This window comes from Kitasatospora sp. NPDC059747 (assembly GCF_042732955.1).
In the GTDB taxonomy this organism is placed as follows: Bacteria; Actinomycetota; Actinomycetes; order Streptomycetales; family Streptomycetaceae; genus Kitasatospora.
The window spans coordinates 18,837-23,332 of the sequence record NZ_JBHWGV010000140.1 but is presented as its reverse complement, the minus strand read 5'-3'; the positions used below and the strand labels follow the sequence as shown (position 1 = coordinate 23,332).

Genomic DNA, 4,496 nt, shown 5'->3' with positions numbered 1-4,496 from the left:
GGTGCGCTTTTGGGTCGGGTCCGACCCGGGGCTGATGCCCTCCCGGCGCACGACCGCGGGGTGGCGCTCGGTGGACGCCGGGGCGCGGGCGTCGAAGAGGAGGTCCTCGAACGCGACCACGCGGTCCGACTCGGACACGTAGGCGAAGGGGATCTCGCCGACGTAGGTGAGGTTGGCGGAACGGATCGCCCACGGCGTGACGGCCCCGGTGGAGGCGTCCGTGGCCAGCGCGAGCTGGGTGACCTGCGGGTAGCCGGCGCCGGAGAGGGCGGGGTGCAGCACGCCGCCGTCCGCGCCCGCGGGGATCTTCCGGGTCAGCGTCTGGCCCTTGTACGTGACCTGGTTGATGGTCCCGACGCTGCCGTTGGTCGAGAAGTAGGAGTTGGTCGGGTCCCAGCCGTACTTCTTCTTGAAGTTCTCGATGCCGACGGCGTTGGCCATGTTCCAGACGTTGTCGCCGATCCAGTCGACCGGCTTCGCGGTCGTCATGACGTCCTGGTAGAACGCCGCCGGGACGGCGTCCGGGATGGAGCCGCCGTAGTACGTCGAGCCGACGTAGAAGGTGGCCGAGTACTGCTCCACCAGGCCGGGGGTGTACGCGGAGACCGGCTTGGCGGTGACGGTGCCGAAGTGGCCGGCGAGGTTGGCCGTCGCCATGGCGTAGAGCTCGCCGAGGTAGCCGTAGGGGCCGGTGGTGTCGTAGAGGACGAGGGCCGAGGCACCGGCCGCGGAGGTCGGGGCCTGGACGGACGGGCGCGCGGCCGCGGCAGCGGGGGCCGCCGCCGGAATGACGGGGAGCCGGTGCGCCCGGCGCTTGAGGTCGTTCACCCGCTGGGCGGCGCTCCAGGCGGTCAGGTCCGCGGAAGCGGCCCCGGTGGCCGGACCGGACGCGGCGGCGGCGAGCAGCCCGCCGGACGGAACGGCCGGATTCCCGGCGCCGCCCGCCGCCTCGGCACCGGTGGAAAGTCCGACGCCGCCCAGCAGGGCGGCGGTCACGGTCAGAATGAGCGGGACCCGGGCAACCGGGATTCTCCCTCTCGCCTTGCTCATTGTCGTCCCCCCTGATTCATGGGTTTCGCCGGTCCCGCACCCCAGGCACCCCCCGGTGAATCTGGTGAAGACATGGCAAGGCACGGCGGTGAAGCCCCGGCATTTCGCCGATTCTCACGCCGGGCGCAAGGAGTGTCAACAGCATTTCTCGGTCCGGCCCGTGCACTTTTCGACGGTCGACTTCGCACGGAGGAGCCGGCGTCCATGACGCGGAACGCACGCCCTCCGATGGCACCACATTCGGCCAATCATCGGCCCTCGGCCTGCGGCAATGAAACGATCATCGGCCTACCGAACGCCCGATCGGGCCGGTTCACCGCCGTTTCACGGAATTTAATATTCCGATTCGCAGCCTTTCGTGATCACGTGCTTAAGCGTGCTTGTCATCTGATAACCTCCGACCGCACGCCCCGGACCGACGGGCGGGCTGAAATCCGGGGGGATCTCATGTACGGAAAACCCGTTCTGGGGATAGTCCTGCCCTTGGCCGGACTGATGGCGGCCCCAGAAGTTCTGCCGGGCGTACCCTTCGCCAGGGGACTGCAGGAAGCGGCCGGTGCCGGGTTCCTGCTCTACTGTTCGACAGCCACCATTCTCCTTCTCGTCAAATTCTGGTTCGCGTTCCGGAGCTCCGGTGATCGCCCGTGATCACGGAGGTCCTTCTCTGGTCGAGCGTCGCCATCATCGTGATGGCGGGCTGCTACAACGCCACTCTCTTCGTCCTCTCCAGGCGCAGGGTCCGCAACGACCGCGGTCCGCAGGCCGAGCGTCTCTACGTCTTCCTCCTCGCCTGTCTCAACGAGGAGAAGGTGCTCGCGGAGAGCCTGGCCCGGATCACCTCGCTGCCGGCGACCGACTTCATGGCGCTGGTCATCGACGACGCGTCCGACGACCGCACCGCGGAGATCGCCCGCGCCGCCGACCCCGACCGGGTCAAGCTGCTGCAGCGGCACCTGCCGAACGCCCGCAAGGGCAAGGGCGCCGCCCTCAACGCCGGCATCCGCCACCTGCGGGAGTCCGGCATCCTGGACGGCCGCGACCCGGGCGAGGTGATCGTCTGCGTCGTCGACGCCGACGGCCGCCTCGACCCGCACGTCGTCCAGGCCGTCGACCCCTACTTCGACGACCCGCGCACCGGCGCCACCCAGATCGGCGTGCGCATGTACAACCGTCAGCAGGGCCTGCTCGCCCGCCTCCAGGACATGGAGTTCGTCATCTACGGCGACATCTTCCAGTCCGCCCGCCGCTACTTCGGCAGCGTCGGCATGGGCGGCAACGGGCAGTTCATGCGGCTCTCCGCGCTCGACACCCTCTGCGGGGAGGACGGCTCGGGGCCCTGGAGCGACTCCCTGACCGAGGACCTCGACCTCGGGGTGCGCCTCATCGCCGGCGGCTGGACCAACCACCACTGCACCACCGCCGCCGTCTCCCAGCAGGCCGTGCTCGACGTGCGGCGGCTGGTGCGCCAGCGCTCCCGCTGGTTCCAGGGCCACCTGCAGTCGGCCCGGCTGGTGCCGCTGATCCTGCGCGAGGTGCCCACGAAGCCCGCGATCGACCTGCTGTACCACCTCTCCAGCCCCGTCCTGATCCTGCTCACCTCCCTGCTCCCGCTGTCCTTCGTCATCGCCACGGGCGGCGTCCTCCTCGGCTCCGTCGAGGCCGGGCACCCGCTGGTGTCGCCGATGTGGATCATCGGCCCGTACGTCCTGTCGTTCACCGCGGCGTACGCCTACGGCTGGGTCTACTTCCGGCGCGAGCGCGGGCTCGGGCTCGTCCGTGCGGTCCTGCTCTCCCATGTGTTCGTCGTCTACGGCTACATCTGGTTCGCCGCCGGATGGTGGGGCCTGTGGCGCATGCTCACCGGCAAGCAGACCTGGCTCAAGACCGCGCGCACCTGACGCGCACCCGACTCGCGCGCACCCGACACACGAACGCCCGTCTCCTTCAGCACCGTCCACGCACGTGCGCACGCACGACCCTCCGCGCACGTGCGGAAAAACCCTGTGCGGAAAACCCTCCCTGCCCGTCGGCAGGCACCCTCTCTGGAGACTCATGTCCCCGAACGCGAACACCACACCCGTCCGCGCCATGCTCGTCCTCGGCACCCGCCCGGAGGCGATCAAGCTCGCGCCGGTCGTCCGCGCCATGGCCGCCTCCCCGCACTTCGAGCCCCTCGTCGTCTCCACCGGACAGCACCGCGAGATGCTCCAGCAGATGCTCGAACTGCTGCAGGTCGAGGCCAAGTTCGAGCTCGACGTGATGAGAGAGCGGCAGGAGCTGTCCAAGCTGACGGCCCGTCTGGTCGAAGGCCTGGGCGAGGTCGTCCACGCCGAACGCCCGGACCTCGTCGTCGTCCAGGGCGACACCACCTCCGCGCTCACCGGCGCCCTCGCCGCCTTCTACGAGCACGTCCCCGTCGCCCACGTCGAGGCCGGGCTCCGCACCGGGGTGCTGGACAACCCCTTCCCCGAGGAGCTCAACCGCCGCCTCATCGGGCGCATCGCCCGCTGGCACTTCGCGCCCACCCCCCGCGCCGCCGGACACCTCACCGCCGAAGGCGTCCCGGAGGCGGAGGTGTTCGTCACCGGCAACACCGTCATCGACAACCTGCTGTGGGTGCTCGAACAGGGCGCCGGCCGCGACCACTTCGAGAGCAACGGCCGGCGCCGCGTCCTGGTCACCCTGCACCGCCGCGAGAACCAGGGCGACAAGATGCGCGCCATGGGCAAGGCCCTGCGCCGGCTCGCCGACCGCGGCGACGTCGAACTCGTGCTGCCGCTCCACAAGAGCCCCGCCGTCCGCGAGGCCCTCCTGCCCGAACTGTCCGGCCACACCGCCATCCGCATCGTCGAACCGCTCGACTACGTCGACTTCTCCGCCACCCTGGCCGGCTGCGATCTCGTCCTGACCGACTCCGGCGGCATCCAGGAGGAGGCCCCCACCCTCGGCAAGCCCGCCCTCGTCCTGCGCACCACCACCGAGCGGCCCGAGGCCGTGGAGGCCGGCGCGGCCCAACTCGTGGGCACGGAACCGCACGTCATCCTGGACGCCGCCATGCGCCTGCTGGACGACGACGACGCGTACCGGCGCATGGCGAGGGCCGGCAACCCCTTCGGCGACGGGCACGCCACCGCCCGGATCCTGGCCCAACTCGCCGAGGATTTCGGCGTCGACGCCGACCCGGTGCCCGCACCGGCCCCCCTCGCCGTCCCCCAGCCCGAGGGTCCGGAGTCATACTCGACGGCATGACGAGAGTTCACCGGCTCCTCACCGTCCTCCTCCTCTCCGCCGCCGCGGTGGCGGGGCTCGCCTTCGCGGTGAGCGCCATCTGGGGGGACGAGTACGGGGAGCCGGTGCGGGGGGGGGGGGAACCCGTGTGGGTACGCCCCCCCGCGCGCGAGTGTTTAATCGCCCGGGGACTAAAACGCGCTAAACACAACGAGGAG

At 70.4% G+C, this 4,496-nt stretch carries 2 protein-coding genes and 1 pseudogene; 2 read left to right on the top strand and 1 reads right to left on the bottom strand.

Annotation, left to right across the window (positions count from 1 at the left end):
* Window positions 1-996: pseudogene (locus tag ACFV4G_RS37705) on the bottom strand (hypothetical protein); the annotation flags it as partial.
* A gap of 698 nt (window positions 997-1,694) precedes the next feature.
* On the opposite strand from ACFV4G_RS37705, the gene ACFV4G_RS37700 reads away from it, so the two are divergent.
* Together ACFV4G_RS37700 and wecB are read left to right on the top strand one after the other, a co-directional pair.
* The gene (locus ACFV4G_RS37700; protein WP_380447076.1) at window positions 1,695-2,948 is read left to right on the top strand and encodes a glycosyltransferase; all 1,254 of its coding nucleotides are present in this window, start codon (window positions 1,695-1,697) and stop codon (window positions 2,946-2,948) included.
* A 154-nt stretch (window positions 2,949-3,102) separates the two neighbouring features.
* Window positions 3,103-4,299: a non-hydrolyzing UDP-N-acetylglucosamine 2-epimerase gene (wecB, locus tag ACFV4G_RS37695; protein ID WP_380447074.1), complete on the top strand. Its 1,197-nt coding sequence runs from the start codon at window positions 3,103-3,105 to the stop codon at window positions 4,297-4,299.
* The last annotated feature ends 197 nt before the right edge of the window (window positions 4,300-4,496 follow it).

Coding starts and splice junctions, on each gene's coding strand:
- wecB (WP_380447074.1), top strand. CDS start 3,103: ATGTCCCCGAACGCGAACACCACACCCGTCCGCGCCATGCTCGTCCTC.